Raw genomic sequence first — 15,448 nt, 5'->3', positions numbered from 1 at the left:
AATGGGGACTATTCGTCAAAGACCAATTCGATACCCACTTATAGCACTATCCGCACTCGGTATAGTTACAGCTATCCTTATGGTAAGTTGGAGTTTATGGATTGGTATTGCCTATACTTTAATTTTTACTGTATTCATTGTATATGCTTGGAAAGTGGAAGCGATTACGTATATGGAAACAGAAAAGCATATTGAATCGCTTTCTTTTCGAATGAAGAAGGTTGGCGAAGAGGCCTTTTTAGAAATGCCGATTGGGATTTTACTAATTAATGACCAATTTGCTATTGAATGGGCGAATCCATTTATGTTGAAAATGCTTGATACGGATACGTTAATCGGTCATGATTTGTTTGCTTTATCAGAAAGTTTATATACGTTAATCAATCAAGAACAGAAGAGTGAAATGACGATTACTATCCGCGATCGAAAATATCGTGTGTTTTATAAGAAGGAAGAAAAGCTGCTTTACTTCTTTGATGTGACAGAGCAAGTAGAAATGGAAACGCAATATTTTGCAGACCAAACGGTGTTAGCTATTTTATTCATTGATAATTATGATGAAATTACATCGGGTATGGATGATCAATCACGCAGCTTAACGAATACGATGGTTACTTCTATTATTAATGAATGGTCCGCGCATTACGGTATTTATGCAAAACGAATTGCATCCGATCGATTCATCGCCGTTTTAAATGAATCAATCTTAAGCGAATTAGAGCAAAAGCGCTTCTCAATTTTAGATGTTATGCGTGAAAAGACGTTGCAGAAAAACCTTTCATTAACATTAAGTGTTGGGGTTGGTAATGGTTCAGCTTCTTTAGTAGAGTTAGGGCAACTTGCACAATCCAGTCTCGATTTAGTTTTGGGGCGTGGTGGCGACCAAGTAGCGATTAAACAGCCAAATGGAAAGTTACGTTTCTATGGAGGGAAAACAAACCCTGTAGAAAAGCGCACAAGAGTACGTGCACGTGTCATTTCACACGCTTTACGTGATTTAATTCAGGATAGTGATAGGATCTTTGTTATGGGACATAAACATCCGGATATGGATTCTATCGGCGCCTGTGTAGGTGTACGCAAAATGGCAGTAATGAATGAAATTGATGGTTATGTTGTCGTTAACTTTGATGAAGTGCGAGGCAGTGTAGGGCGTCTGATGGATGAAATCAAAGAAAAGACGGATTTCTATGACTGTTTCATTACACCAGAAGAAGCACTATCTAAAATTACGTCGAAATCGCTAGTCATTGTTGTTGATACCCATAAACCGAGTATGGCAGTGGATCAGCGATTACTTAGTAAAACGGACAAAGTAGTCGTGATTGACCATCATCGTCGCGGTGAAGAATTCATTGAAAATCCGACGCTTGTCTATATGGAGCCATATGCATCGTCCACTGCGGAGCTCGTAACGGAATTATTGGAATACCAACCACAACTAGAAAAATTAGCAATGCTCGAAGCAACGGCATTATTGTCAGGGATTATTGTCGATACGAAAAGCTTCACATTACGAACGGGCGCCCGCACATTTGAAGCTGCTTCCTATTTACGGACACGTGGAGCAGATACAATCTTAATTCAACGTCTTTTAAAGGAAGATGTAGATACGTATGTTGCCCGTTCAAAAATTATTCAAACGGTACAATTCCCTCATAAAGGAATTGCCATTGCGAATGGAGAAGATAATAAAGCATATGATTCAGTATTAATCGCACAAACTGCAGATATTTTACTGACGATGAAGGATGTTTCGGCATCATTTGTTATTGCCCATCGTAGTGATGGCCTCATTGGGATAAGTGCCCGTTCGCTTGGAGAAGTCAATGTCCAGCTCATTATGGAGAAGCTCGGTGGTGGAGGACATTTAACGAACGCGGCAACACAAATGGAAGCAAACTCAATTGGTGAAGTGAAAAATTACTTAATTGAAGCAATTAATGAAATAGTCGAAGGGAGTAATGAACAATGAAAGTCGTATTCTTAAAAGATGTAAAAGGTAGAGGTAAAAAAGGTGAAGTTAAAGATGTAGCAGAAGGGTATGCACGCAACTTTTTAATTAAAAACGGTCATGCGAAAGAAGCAAACAACCAAGCAATGAGTGAATTACAAGGACAAAAACGTTTAGAAGAAAAAAATGCAGCGGCTGAATTACAAGCAGCAAAAGATTTAAAAGAACAATTAGAAGCAATTACAGTAGAGATTAAAGCTAAGTCTGGAGAAGGCGGCCGTTTATTTGGTTCTGTATCAACAAAACAAGTAGCGGATGCACTATTAAAGAAACATGGCTTTAAAGTCGATAAACGTAAAATGGAGTGCAATGACGGTATTCGTTCATTAGGCTTTGCGAACATTCCAGTAAAATTACACTTAGATGTAAAGGCTACGTTAAAAGTACATGTAATTGAAGAATAAGGAGCGACAACTATGAACGAATCCATGATGGACCGCGTTCCGCCACATAATCATGAAGCCGAGCAATCGGTAATTGGCGCGATATTCCTTGAACCACAAGCACTTATCACAGCATCCGAAATCGTTATGGCAGATGATTTTTATCATATCGCACATCAAAAGATTTTCCAGACGATGCTGACGTTAAGCGATAAGGGAAAAGCGATAGACGTTGTTACTGTAACAGAAGAGCTTTCAGCAAAAAAGGAACTTGAAGATGTAGGCGGACTTAGCTATTTAACAGAGCTTGCAAGTGCAGTTCCAACAGCCGCGAATATTGCACATTATGCAAAAATCGTTGAGGAGAAGGCATTATTACGTCGTTTAATTCGCGTTGCAACGAAAATTGCAGAAGATGGCTATACGCGGGAAGACGAGGTAGAAATCCTATTAGCTGAAGCGGAAAAGAAAATGCTTGAAGTATCTAATCGTAAAAACGCTGGAGACTTTAAGCATGTAAAAGATGTTTTAGTTCAAACTTTTGATAATATTGAACAGCTCCAATCACGTGAAGGAGATGTAACGGGGATTCCAACAGGCTTCCGTGATTTAGACCATATGACTGCTGGTTTCCAACGCAATGATTTAATTATTGTTGCGGCACGTCCATCAGTTGGTAAAACAGCCTTTGCACTAAACGTAGCACAAAGCGTTGCTGTAAAAGCACGTGAAAATGTAGCGATATTCTCACTGGAGATGGGTGCAGATCAACTTGTTATGCGTATGTTATGTGCGGAGGGAAATATTGATGCACAACGCTTACGTACAGGAGCTCTAGAACCTGAAGATTGGCGTAAGTTAACAATGGCGATGGGAAGTCTTTCGAACTCGGGTATTTTTATTGATGATAGTCCTGGTGTACGGATGACGGATATTCGAGCAAAATGCAGACGTCTAGCGAAGGAAAATGGGCTAGGCATGATTTTAATCGATTACTTACAACTTATTTTAGGTAGTGGGAAACCAGGAGAAAACCGTCAACAGGAAGTATCAGAAATTTCACGTTCCCTAAAAGGATTAGCGCGTGAGTTGCAAGTTCCAGTTATTGCACTATCTCAGCTTTCCCGTGGTGTAGAGCAACGTCAAGATAAACGACCGATGATGAGTGACCTTCGTGAATCGGGTTCAATTGAGCAAGATGCCGATATTGTCGCCTTTTTATATCGTGATGATTATTATGACAAAGAAACTGAGAGTAAAGATATTATCGAAATTATTATAGCCAAGCAGCGTAACGGTCCAACCGGTACGGTAAGCCTTGCATTCCGTAAAGAATATAATAAATTCTTAAATCTTGAATTTACACCACCACAAAGGGAAGAATAACTAAATAAAATACAGGAAACCATCACTTTGACATTTAAAGTGGTGGTTTTTTTTGTGTAATATCCTTTAAAATCCATAATATACATGAGTAAATACCTACGAACGGGTAATCCAGATTAATATGATTATGGGAAAATATTAAATAAATTCTATGTTATTTTGAATATAAAAATAGAAAGAAGTCTATTACTTGATGTATAACAAAAAACAAGGGAATAATACAATTTCATTACAAAAAGTACAAAGTAGTTCATTTGAATTAAGAAATATGGTACATTAACGAGGTGTGATTTTACCCTGTTTTAATAGAAGTCCCGTATTTTTATAAGCGGGAGATAAATACCTAAATAGATTACTCTATTCAGTGGAGATACAAATTTCGGCTGAGGTAGTGGAACTTAGGTTAAGAAGACTACGTCGTAACTGATTATAAAAGTAATTCTATACAATAAATGAAATGTTATTTTGGAAGGGGCTTTACCATGATTTCGAAAAAGAGAAAGTTAGACTTCAAAACATCAAGTCTAAGTCTTGTGAAACGTCATAGTGTAAAATTTAAAACAGCCACGATCTTTGCACTATTAATATCAACGGTGACGCTTAATTTAGGTTTCGCCAACGAGACGAGTAAAGATGAATTTGATAAAATTTTCCACGTATATGTAGGAAATTCATATATTGGTGCAGTTGCAGATGAAGCAGCAGTCCAACAAATTATTGAACAAAAAGAAAAAGAAGCGAGCAATCAATTTAAAGAATTGACGGTTGATGCGGGTTCAAATATTAAAATAATACCTGAACAAGTATTTAGCGTAGACACAGATGAACAAGCAACATTAAAGAAATTACAAGATAGCATTAAAGTTCATGCGCAAGCCTATTCAATACAAGTAGATGGCAATGATGTGGCTTTTTTAAAGAATGAAAACGAATTTGAGGCAGCAATTAATGGATTGAAGCTTCAATATGTTTCGCCAACACAATTAAGTGAATTAGATGCAAGACCAGCTACAGCTTCTTTACCCCCATTAAAGGATTCTGAAACACGAATTGTTGATGTAAAATTATCAACGGAGGTAAAGGGTGAACAAGTTGAAGTAACACCAGCAGAAATTGTAACAGTTAATGAAGCGATTCAATTATTACAAACAGGTTCAATAGAAAAGGAATTATACGCTGTTCAAGCAGGTGATGTGTTAGGCTCGATTGCTAAGGCGCATAACTTAACAACAGCAGAATTAATTCAATTAAATCCATCAATCACGGCAGAATCTGTATTACAAATCGGTCAGCAATTAAATGTCACAGTAGAAAAACCATACGTGTCAGTAAAAGCGATTTATGAAAAGAAGCAAGTAGAGGCTGTTGATTTCACAAAGGTTGTGAAAGAAGACGCTACAATGTTAAAAGGTAAAAGTGTAGTAAAACAAGAGGGTGCTATCGGTAAAAAAGAAGTATCCTATGTCATTTCAGAAGAAAATGGCGTTCGTACAGAACGTGTACAAACGGATGAAAAAATGTTAGTTGAACCAGAAGACCGTATTGTTGTCATTGGTACAAAAGTAGTTCCTTCTATTGGGACAGGCACATTTGCATGGCCTGCAAATGGAGGACGTATTTCAAGCCAAATGGGTACTCGTTGGGGACGATATCACTATGGAATTGATATTGCCCGCCCATCTAATTACACAATTAAAGCATCGGATAACGGTACTGTAAAAACGGCAGGTCGCCATGCAACTTACGGAAACTATATTGTGATTAATCATAATAATGGATATGAAACATTATATGCACACCTGTCAAAAATTGGTGTAAAAGTTGGACAAGTTGTTGAGAAAGGTTCTTCAATCGGTGTGATGGGATCAACAGGTCGCTCTACCGGAACACACTTACATTTTGAAGTTCATAAAAACGGTTCAGAAGAAAATCCATTAGCATATTTAAATTAACTAATGAGGAACAGTCCATTTTGGTGGACCGTTCTTTTTTTGATATATAGGTTCAACTTATGAAACTACCATTTCTCTAGAATGCAATTCTAAATCAGGATACGTCGCCTCCCACGGCAGCAACGCACTCAATTGAGGAAGCTTTTATTAGAACGGAAAAATTTAATTTAGGGCTGGCCTGCTACATGCGCGCACAGATGAGTCGTATAGATTTGCGCTAACATTGTCTGTGCGACTCATCTGTGCTTAGCCAGCCCAACCTAGCGCATACTTTATTAGAATTCTTACAATGAAAAGATAGAAACTTTTGTTGAACTTATATAGGTTATATGAAAAAGATTTACATAAAAATGACCAATAGTCTCCCATACATATCATATGAAAATACAAATTATATCTTAATAATATTTCATCTATTATTTCCCGGAAAATACATATTGGAAACATCTCTATAATGCAACGAAATGAAAAGCATGTTAGAGTAAAGTAAGTGAAATAAAAAAAAACTGTTGATTATATAGAATTTTAAATTAGTAGGAAATGGGGCAAGCTGTGTGAATAAAACAATTTTAGTTGTAGATGATGAAAAGCCAATTGCGGATATTTTGCAATTCAACTTAATTAAAGAAGGCTATCGTGTCATTTGTGCTTATGATGGAGACGAAGCATTACAAAAGGTAGAAGAAGAACAACCGGATTTAATGTTATTAGATATTATGCTTCCAAAACGTGATGGAATGGAAGTATGTCGTGAAATACGAAAAAAATATGATTTTCCGATTATTATGTTAACGGCAAAAGGTTCCGAGATTGATAAAGTACTTGGCTTAGAAATGGGGGCGGATGATTATGTGACAAAGCCCTTTAGTACGCGCGAATTAATCGCACGTGTAAAGGCTAATATGCGTCGTTTAAACGCTCCTGTACAAGTAGAGGAAGCCCAAGAAGAAACGAATGATATTGTTGTAGGCTCTTTAATAATTCAACCGGATGCTTACTTAGTGTTAAAGCGAGAAGATACTATTGAACTAACACATCGTGAGTTTGAATTATTACATTATTTAGCGAGACATATCGGTCAGGTCATGACGCGTGAGCATTTATTGCAAACGGTATGGGGCTATGATTATTTTGGAGATGTTCGTACGGTAGATGTAACGATTCGCCGTTTACGAGAAAAGATTGAAGATAACCCAAGCCATCCATTGTGGATTGTAACAAGACGAGGAGTGGGCTATTACTTACGAAATCCTGAACAGGAGTAGACTACTATATGCAAAAGGTAAGCTTCTTTAAATCTATACATGTCAAGCTGGTGCTGATCTACGTATTGCTAATCGTTATCGCTCTTCAAATTATTGGTATTTATTTTTCCAAAGAGCTTGAGGATAGTTTAAAAAATAACTTCCAAGATTCTATTTTGCAAAGAATGGAGCTCGTTCAATATAGTATACGAGAAGAGATGATAAAGGAACGTAATGAAACAGCATCTACATCTATGCCTCCAACTGAATCGGGCATAGATGCCATTTTGCGTGAATTTTCAACCGATGATATAAATGAAATCCGCGTAATTGATAGCCGAAATCGTATTATAGCAACTTCTGAGGATGAGAATCATTCTATGGTTGGGCAGCGTGCAAATGATGATGTTGTCCGTAAAGCAATGTCAGCTGAAACAATACAAGATAATATTTCGCTCGATAAACAAACGATGCAACGCGTTTGGGTTTTAGCAGCACCAATTACCGAAACAGTTGCCCCAAATGGTGAAGTATTAGGTGCGATTTATATTGAATCTGATATTGAAAAAGTATTTGAGCAAATGAGTGAAATTAATCGGATTTTTGCAGCCGGTATTGCAGTGTCTCTTGTCATTACGATTATATTAGGAATATTAGTAGCGCGTACCATTACACGACCAATTTCTGATATGCGTAAACAAGCACAAGCAATGTCAAAAGGAAACTTCTCTCGGAAAGTACGTGTTTATGGTACCGATGAAATTGGTCAATTAGCGATTGCTTTTAACCATTTAACAAATCGTTTACAAGAATCTCAATCTACAACGGAAGCAGAACGCCGGAAGCTTGCAAGTGTACTGAGTAATATGACAGATGGTGTAATTGCGACTGATCGTAAAGGGAAGATTATTTTAATAAACGATCCAGCTCTTAGCTTATTGCATGATACGCGTGAATCCACTTTGAATCGTCCTATTGCGTCCGTTTTAGGTTTAGATCAGGAATATAGCTTTGAAGATTTAATTCATATGAAGGAAGCCATTAGTTTAGATTTTAGTACAAGTGATGCACCGTATATTTTGCGTGCTAACTTTTCCGTTATTCAAAAAGAAACAGGTTTTGTAAATGGTCTCATTACCGTTCTTCATGATATTACAGAACAGGAAAAGATTGATATGGAACGCAGGGAATTTGTAGCGAACGTTTCCCATGAGTTACGTACACCACTTACGACAATGCGTAGTTATTTAGAGGCTCTTGCGGACGGTGCTTGGCAAGATAAAGATATCGCACCTACTTTTTTAAATGTGACACAAACAGAAACAGAAAGAATGATCCGCTTAGTAAATGATTTGTTACAATTATCGAAAATGGATAGCCAAGAATATGAATTAAACTTTGAATTTGTGGAGTTTAATAAATTCTTTACACATATTATTGATCGATTTGAAATGTCTAAATCTAAAAACGTAGAATTTCTGCGCCTTTTACCAGAATCTAGTTACTTCGTTGATATTGATACGGATAAATTAACGCAAGTAATGGATAATATCATTTCAAATTCGTTGAAGTATTCTCCGGACGGCGGAAATATTCGATTCGGTGTTACTGTACATGAGAATATGTTGCGCGTCATGATTTCAGATGATGGGATGGGCATACCGAAAGAAAATGTTGGCCGGATATTTGATCGCTTTTACCGAGTGGATCGTGCACGGGCACGATCGATGGGCGGCACTGGACTAGGATTGGCTATTGCTAGGGAAATGATTGAAGCACATGGTGGAAGGATTTGGGCGGAAAGTGAGGAAGGAGTAGGGACAACTATTTTCTTCACATTACCTTTTGAACTGGATGGAGCGGGGGATTGGGAATGAAATATATTGAACAAATTAAATCCTACCTATTAACCCTTCTTGTTTTGCTCAGCATTATTTTGACCTTAATGATTTGGAATTATAAGCCTGAGTACACAGTTATTGAGGAAGCACAAGTAGATGAAATAATGATTAGCGATACGAAGCTATTACAAGATGTATTGAAACCGTATCGTTTATTATATCGCCAAGATGATCATTTTCATGGCACCGTTTCAAATGATGTTATTCAAGATATATACGATCAATTATCAACTTGGGATGCTCATGAAGTAGATCTGATAAATAGTAACTTATCGGAAGAGCAAATGAACGAAATGTTGCGTATGAATAATCGACTCACGCTATTCTTTAATGGAGAAGTCCCCTTACAGGTATTTAATGGAATTTTAACTTTTAATGAAAAAGAATTACCTGATGCGAGTTTTACACGGTTGATTTTAGATTGGACTGAAGTTTTATCCAATAATCAATTGCAGCTGTTATTTTTAAATACAGAACGGCGAGTTTCACTTCGCTCAACGATAGAAATTTCCAATTCAATGCAGTTTATGGAGGAAGTAGTGGAACCAATAAAAGAGTACCAATCTTATATTGAGGTGGAACGTGATTCAATGCTTTCATTGTATGTCGCACAAAAAGCAATGGAATCTATCCAATACACTTATTTTATGGATAAAACTTCACCAGATATTTATAAAAACATACTCTTTGGTGACTTAAGTATTGTGACGCGTAATACCGTTAATACACGGGAAGAAAAATATAATGATGGGACATCTTTAATGACTGTCGATACACAAAACTATATTTTGAATTATGTGTACCCGCAAGCTGAGAGTATTGCACCGATTCCATCTGCTCGCTTGTTGTTGGATAGCTTTGATTTTATAAATGATCACGGAGGGTTTACGGCCGATTTTCGATTTTCTTCAATGAACGTAGGTAAGCATGTGACGGAATATCAGTTATTTGTACAAGGCTACCCTATTCATAGTTCCATTACGCCAGCCCGTATTACTACGATATGGGGTGAAAACCGAATTTATCGTTATCGCAGACCGTATTATTCGATTGATAATGATATTCGAAGTTTCCGAACGACAAGGGACCTTCCATCTGGAGAGGAAGTTATTGAATATATTAAAAATATGGACGATCAGCCATTTGATGAAATTGATGAAGTAATTGTAGGCTATCATTTAAAGCAGGATACAGAGAAAGGGTTATTTTTACTTGATCCAAGCTGGTTTATTATTTCAAATAATGAATGGACACGCATTTCACCCGAGCAATTAGGGGGTACTAACGATGGATTGGAATAGATCAAAGACTATTTTTATCGGTGTGTTTTTAATACTCAATATCTTTTTGTATTCGCAATACCTAGATAATTATAATGGGGGACAGCAGCTGGAAGTATTGGGGAAAACGACGGAAATTGAGTCACGTTTAAAAGAAGATAACATTACGTACGTTAGCCTACCGACAAATATAGAAGTAACATCCTATTTTTTAGGGACGATTAAAAACTTTAAATCGTCTGAAGTGCCCTATTTTGCAAATCAACGTACAGAAATTGTCGATGATAATAAACTCGTTGTAACAATGGAGAAACCTGTTAAGCTACGGGAAACAACTACGAAGGATAGCTATACAGAATTTTTACATAGCTATGTCCATGAAGGTGCTTCCTATGTTTTATGGAAAGTGGATGAGGAAAAGCGACAAGCAATGTTTTTCCAAAAGATAAATAATCGTACACTATATTATAATGTACGAGGTTATGTCCAAATTTATTGGGATGAAGAGGGGCGTGTGTTTGCATATGAGCAAACGATCCTTGAAAACCATGAAAAGTTTGAAAATAAAAAATCAATTTTACCACCAATCCAAGTACTTCAAATATTATATGGAAAAAATTTATTACCACCAGATTCCCAAGTAACTCGTATGAATCTAGGCTACTCGACGCTTGTTCAAGTTACGGAAACACAAGTATTCGCCCCAACATGGGAAGTGCGTGTGTTAACATCCGATAAAACGGAGGTAATTCATTTCGTAAATGCCGTTGATGGGAAAGTCGTGGATATTCAAAATGATTTAACAGAGAGTGCTACAGTTGAGGATACAGAAGAGTAAGGAGTTTTATGAATGCGTTTTAGTGTTTTAGCAAGTGGGAGTTCAGGTAATGCTATCTATGTCGAAAATGACGAACATTCCTTTTTAGTAGACGTAGGTTTAAGTGGAAAGAAAATGGAGCAGCTATTTGCCAAAATTGATCGGGATATGAAAGATTTATCTGGTATTTTAGTAACGCATGAGCATAGTGATCATATTAAAGGACTGGGTGTCGTTGCTCGAAAGCATAAGATTCCTATCTTTGCGAATGCACAAACATGGAATGCAATGGATGGGCTGATTGGGAATATTCCAACTGAGTTACGTTTCCATTTCGATATGGAAACGGTGAAGACATTTGGTGGCCTGGATATTCAATCGTTTGCCGTTTCACATGATGCTGTAGATCCTATGTTTTATACATTTAATCAAGATGGACGAAAGCTTGTTGTCATTACAGATACAGGTTATGTTAGCGACCGCATGAAAGGTCATATTGCAGCGGCAGATTCTTATGTATTTGAAAGCAATCATGATGTTAGTATGCTACAAATGGGGAAATACCCGTGGAGCATTAAGCGTCGTATTTTATCTGACGTAGGACATGTGTCGAATGAAGATGCAGCTGTAGCAATGAGTGAAGTGATTGCAGAAAAACCAACTCAAATATATTTAGCTCATTTAAGTAAAGATAACAATATGAAAGATTTAGCACGTATGAGCGTTACGCAAACATTAGAGTCATGTGGTGTTATTGCTGGGGAATATGTACATCTGCACGATACGGATGCAGAGGAACCTACGATGCTTATTACCGTGTAAAAACGGGAAAAGAACTTTGTGAAATTATGCAAAGTTCTTTTTTTGTTGGGCAAGCTATATTATTCTAAGGGAAATACTATAGAAGATGAAAAATTTAGTCACTTTTTAAGTAGGATTTAAGTAATTTTCATCTAATTTTAATGTTTTATGTGTATTCTAACAGTAAGCAAAATAGTGAAAGGATGATTGAGATGAATCATTTTCCAGAGGACGAACAAAAATCCACAATTAATGATAGAACAACTGAATTAGAAGAACGTTTAAAACGTGAAGAAGTAGAAAGACAACAGCGATTACAAAAGAAAAGTAATAGAAGCGGCAGTAAAGTCGGCTATTTTATTTCGGGATTGAGCGGTATTGTCGTAGGGGCATTGTTGTTATGGTTACTCTTGCCATCACTTGCAGGTCAATTACCTGGTACAAATCAAGCTTTAATAAATTCAACGGATAAAAATAATACGACAATTGACCAAACAGCAACAGAAGTAAAGTCGGATGTTGTAACAGCGGTCGAAAAGGCCTCGAGTGCTGTTGTTGGCATTACGAATATTCAAGAGGTTATGCCAAACTTCTGGAATAAAAGTGCGAATACAACACAAGAAGCCGGCAGTGGATCGGGTGTAATTTATAAAGTGGAAGGCGATCAAGCGTTTATCGTAACGAATCATCACGTAGTAGCAGGTGCCAAACAATTAGAAGTCACTTTAGAGGATGGTTCAAAAGTGCCGGCGCAAAATGTAGGAAGTGATATTTGGACAGATTTAGCGGTCATTTCAATTCCAAGTGAAGGCATTCAAACAGTGGCAACATTCGGTGATTCAGATGTATTAAAACAAGGTGAAACAGTTATCGCGATTGGAAATCCACTCGGTTTAGATTTTTACGGTTCTGTAACAACAGGTGTTATTTCTGGTAAAGACCGTTCAGTCCCAGTGGATTTAAATGAAGATGGCATTGAAGATTGGTCAACAGATGTGCTGCAAACAGACGCAGCAATCAATTCAGGAAACTCTGGTGGTGCATTAATTAATATTGCAGGTCAATTAGTAGGGATTAACTCCATGAAAATTGCCGCTTCTTCAGTAGAAGGTTTAGGATTTGCGATTCCAATTAACTCGGCAATTCCAGTTATTGAAGAGCTAGAAAAAACAGGCGAAGTAAAACGCCCAGCAATCGGAATTTCTTTAATTGATTTAACAGAGGTACCAGCCTATTACCAACAACAAACATTACAGTTACCAGCTGAAGTGACAAATGGCGTTGTCATTACACAAGTTGTACCAGGTTCGGCGGCAGATAAAGCAGGCTTACAACAATATGATGTCATCGTTGAGATGGATGGACAAAAAATTGATGGGTCAATCGCACTTCGAAAACATTTGTATAATGAAAAAGAAATGGGCGATACATTAAACGTTAAAGTATATCGTCAAGGGAAAATAGTCGAAGCAAAATTAGTATTAACAGATAGTGCACAATTATAAGTTGTGGATAACTAAAATAGAATAAAGTTTGTGAATAACGGGTAGTAAGGAAAATAGCTTTCCTTTGCTACTCGTTTTTTCTTTGTTACAATAGATTGTGGATAACATTGTGTGAATTGTGCATAAGTTTGTGGAAATTTCAGAATAGAAAGAAGGAATGAAAATTGCAAAAATATAGCTGTGAAACCCATATAGATCACGCTTTAGATATGCACGTTGCAGAAACGGGAGAGTTCCCAATGATGAATTTACTCGGCGAGGGGGAAAAGTTATCCACAGTTTGTTCTTACTGTAAAGAGCAGGCAACATATATTGTATCAAGTAAATAACTTTACACAATATATAGAAACGACCTGTGGATATGTGTATAACTTTTGTGTATAACTTGTTTGTAAACGGAAAGTAAAGGTGGATAAGTTGTGAATATTACGGTTGTTTCAGTTGGAAAGCTAAAAGAAAAGTATTTAAAAATGGGTATTGATGAATATGTAAAGCGCTTAGGCAGCTATGCAAAGATGGAACTTGTCGAAGTTGCAGATGAAAAAGCACCGGAACAATTAAGTGAAGCCGAAATGGAACTCGTGAAAAAGAAGGAAAGCGAGCGCATCTTAGCTAAAATAAGCGATGGCACTTACGTAATCGCACTTGCATTAGATGGCAAAATGAAAACAAGTGAGCAAATGGCAGCAGATTTAGATTCTCTCATGACATACGGCAAAAGTAAAGTTGCGTTTGTCATTGGCGGATCACTAGGTCTACATGATGATGTATTAAAGCGCGCGGATGAGAAACTATGCTTCGGCAAAATGACATTGCCTCACCAGCTAATGAAGTTGGTTTTGATCGAGCAGATTTATCGGAGTTTTAGGATTATTAAGGGAGAACCGTACCATAAGTAAGTGCGGTTTTTATTTAAATATATTCACGTTAAGGAATTAGATGTTATGTGAAATACACATGTTATTTTAAAAAATAGAGAAGAATATGAAAACGGCTTAGAGTAAAATTCTAAGCTGTTTTTTTTAGCAATCCGATAATATCCGTATTAAAAATATCGAGTGAAAAATCACTTAAAATAATATGATATAGCAGTGAAGGAGGGAAATGAAATGTTACAAGAATTCAACCAATTAATGGATTATATTGAAAAGAATCTAACAAAAGAAGTCTCTGGAAAAGAAATATCAACAATTGTCGGGGTATCTGATTATCATTTTAAAAGAATGTTTTCGTATATGGCTGGAATGTCATTGAATGAGTATATCAAAAACAGAAGATTATCAGTAGCCAATGTTGAATTAATAAACGGTGCAAAGGTGACAGATGTTGCCTATAAATATGGCTATCAATCAATCGAAGGATTTTCAAGAGCCTTTCGAGAATGGTGTGGCTTCTTACCTTCCGAAGTAACGAAAAATAAAATACAAAAATCATTTCCCAAATTTACATTTATTATAGATATAAGAGGTGGGATATCAATGGAATTTAAAATTGAAAAGAAAGAGAAATTTAATATAGTAGGTGTATCAAAAAAGGTGCAAATGCAGTTTGAAGGGGTCAATAATGCAATTTTAGAACTTGCCCAGTCCATTACCGAACAACAAAGAAATGAAATGCATCAATTAGCAAATTTGTATCCTCATCAGGTCTTAAATGTTTCTTATGATTTTGAAGATGGTCGCTTGGGAGAAAAAGGGTATTTAACTCATATGATTGGTTTCGCAACGACAATAGAGAATCCATTTGATGATTTAGAACAACTTTGTGTTGAAGAAAGTTTATGGGCAATTTTCCCTAACCAAGGACCATTCCCTGCTACCCTTCAAGAAACGACCGCGAAAATTTATTCGGAATGGTTACCAACTTCGGGTTATGAACTAGCCAATCTACCAGACATCTCTTTTACAAAGCATGATGGTACTTATGAAAATCTGTATAGCGAAATTTGGGTGCCAATAAAAGAAAGAAAGTAAGCGATAGTAAATGTATAAAATTTGTTTTCAAGGAGATAGACCGGTGTTCATATTTTTTCACGAAGAATAAAGTGTCATATGTATAAAACCTCATTTAGAAAGGTCACGGTGAACCGTATCATAAGTAATTGAGGTTATAAAAAGACGAATGAATCTTTTTTAGATTTTTCGTCTTTTAGTTTTTTTAGATGT

13 protein-coding genes are annotated in these 15,448 nt (G+C 36.6%); all 13 read left to right on the top strand.

From position 1 onward, the window contains the following. Position 1: 1 nt before the first annotated feature. The 13 genes from MHI10_RS21155 to MHI10_RS21095 all read left to right on the top strand — a co-directional run bounded on the left by MHI10_RS21155 (position 2) and on the right by MHI10_RS21095 (position 15,256). Entirely contained in the window at positions 2-1,975 is a 1,974-nt protein-coding gene (locus MHI10_RS21155; protein WP_340789023.1) for a DHH family phosphoesterase, read from the top strand. Beyond that, on the top strand, positions 1,972-2,418 hold the full coding sequence (gene rplI, locus MHI10_RS21150) for a 50S ribosomal protein L9 (protein WP_340789021.1): 447 nt from the start codon (positions 1,972-1,974) through the stop codon (positions 2,416-2,418). Before MHI10_RS21155 ends, rplI begins: the two co-directional genes overlap by 4 nt. 12 nt (positions 2,419-2,430) lie before the next feature. After that, positions 2,431-3,783: a replicative DNA helicase gene (gene dnaB / locus MHI10_RS21145; RefSeq protein ID WP_340789018.1), complete on the top strand. Its 1,353-nt coding sequence runs from the start codon at positions 2,431-2,433 to the stop codon at positions 3,781-3,783. Positions 3,784-4,265: 482 nt separating this feature from the next. After that, positions 4,266-5,735: a M23 family metallopeptidase gene (locus MHI10_RS21140; protein ID WP_340789016.1), complete on the top strand. Its 1,470-nt coding sequence runs from the start codon at positions 4,266-4,268 to the stop codon at positions 5,733-5,735. A 554-nt stretch (positions 5,736-6,289) separates the two neighbouring features. Further along, entirely contained in the window at positions 6,290-7,000 is a 711-nt protein-coding gene (gene yycF / locus MHI10_RS21135; protein ID WP_340789013.1) for a response regulator YycF, read from the top strand. Positions 7,001-7,008: 8 nt separating this feature from the next. Further along, the gene (gene walK, locus MHI10_RS21130) at positions 7,009-8,856 is read left to right on the top strand and encodes a cell wall metabolism sensor histidine kinase WalK (RefSeq protein ID WP_340789010.1); all 1,848 of its coding nucleotides are present in this window, start codon (positions 7,009-7,011) and stop codon (positions 8,854-8,856) included. Further along, complete coding sequence (locus MHI10_RS21125; protein ID WP_340789007.1) at positions 8,853-10,181, top strand: YycH family regulatory protein; 1,329 nt, start codon at positions 8,853-8,855, stop codon at positions 10,179-10,181. The genes walK and MHI10_RS21125 overlap by 4 nt, the downstream gene beginning before the upstream one ends. After that, the gene (locus MHI10_RS21120) at positions 10,168-10,998 is read left to right on the top strand and encodes a two-component system regulatory protein YycI (protein WP_340789006.1); all 831 of its coding nucleotides are present in this window, start codon (positions 10,168-10,170) and stop codon (positions 10,996-10,998) included. Before MHI10_RS21125 ends, MHI10_RS21120 begins: the two co-directional genes overlap by 14 nt. A 12-nt stretch (positions 10,999-11,010) precedes the next feature. Further along, positions 11,011-11,799 carry an MBL fold metallo-hydrolase gene (locus MHI10_RS21115; RefSeq protein ID WP_340789004.1) on the top strand — a complete coding sequence of 263 codons (789 nt, stop codon included), beginning with the start codon at positions 11,011-11,013 and terminating at the stop codon, positions 11,797-11,799. 191 nt (positions 11,800-11,990) lie between these two features. Next, on the top strand, positions 11,991-13,283 hold the full coding sequence (locus MHI10_RS21110; protein WP_340789003.1) for a S1C family serine protease: 1,293 nt from the start codon (positions 11,991-11,993) through the stop codon (positions 13,281-13,283). A gap of 164 nt (positions 13,284-13,447) precedes the next feature. Continuing rightward, complete coding sequence (locus MHI10_RS21105) at positions 13,448-13,612, top strand: CxxH/CxxC protein (RefSeq protein WP_340789001.1); 165 nt, start codon at positions 13,448-13,450, stop codon at positions 13,610-13,612. Between the two features lie 90 nt (positions 13,613-13,702). Beyond that, positions 13,703-14,182 (top strand): 23S rRNA (pseudouridine(1915)-N(3))-methyltransferase RlmH, encoded by a 480-nt coding sequence (gene rlmH / locus MHI10_RS21100; protein ID WP_340788998.1) that lies wholly within the window; start codon positions 13,703-13,705, stop codon positions 14,180-14,182. Positions 14,183-14,392: 210 nt separating this feature from the next. Continuing rightward, positions 14,393-15,256 carry an AraC family transcriptional regulator gene (locus MHI10_RS21095; RefSeq protein ID WP_340788996.1) on the top strand — a complete coding sequence of 288 codons (864 nt, stop codon included), beginning with the start codon at positions 14,393-14,395 and terminating at the stop codon, positions 15,254-15,256. Positions 15,257-15,448 lie beyond the last annotated feature (192 nt).

This window comes from Solibacillus sp. FSL K6-1523 (assembly GCF_038005225.1).
In the GTDB taxonomy this organism is placed as follows: domain Bacteria; phylum Bacillota; class Bacilli; order Bacillales_A; family Planococcaceae; genus Solibacillus.
This window is presented reverse-complemented; position numbering and strand designations above follow the sequence as displayed.